The organism is Vibrio sp. 2130-1 (genome assembly GCF_033339515.1).
Map to the genome: position 1 here is coordinate 1 of NZ_JAWOUT010000513.1, position 584 is coordinate 584.

Here is a 584-nt window from a genome sequence, read left to right on the forward strand (position 1 = left end):
ATGGTTCTTGTGGGTGGTCGAGCACTTGTTCAAGTAATCTAGCCGCTTCAACACCTTGGCGATAACCGCTTTGAATCACGCCGCCCACCGCGCCATGACCCAGTCCTACATCGTGCACCATAAACAATGGCGCGTTGGAGGCCTTGTTGATCTGAATCCAGTCACGCTCGCTGCCGACCACACCATCTTTGTCGCGGTAGTAAGTCCAAAACAGCACCACATTTTCTTTATTGAGTTGAGCGATTTTTTGCTTCAATGCTTCAACATTGTCAGGGACAAGTTGAGTGATCTTGTTGCGATAACGGTCATGTTGTTGGATAAAATCGTCAATCTCGTCGCGAAGTATCGCACCAGTCACCGAATGGTCACTGATGATGTAAATCTGCTTGTTGTCTGGATGCAAACGCTCGATCAGCGCTAAGTTCGCTTCTAAATCGACGTTCTCAATCACGCCGGTTGCGTTAAGTGATTGATGAAAGGAAGGACGGTAATTGTTGATGCCACAGAAAATCACTGGCGTGTCTTTGATCAGCGGCGCCAAGTGTTGCATCAATTCCAATGCATTGTTGTCCGTCACCGAAATG

Annotated in this window: 1 protein-coding gene; it reads right to left on the minus strand. The window is 47.9% G+C overall.

Features of this window, described 5'->3' with window-relative positions:
* A partial coding sequence (locus R7Q09_RS27130) for an ABC transporter substrate-binding protein (protein WP_411913132.1) occupies positions 1-584 on the minus strand: 584 nt, incomplete at both ends.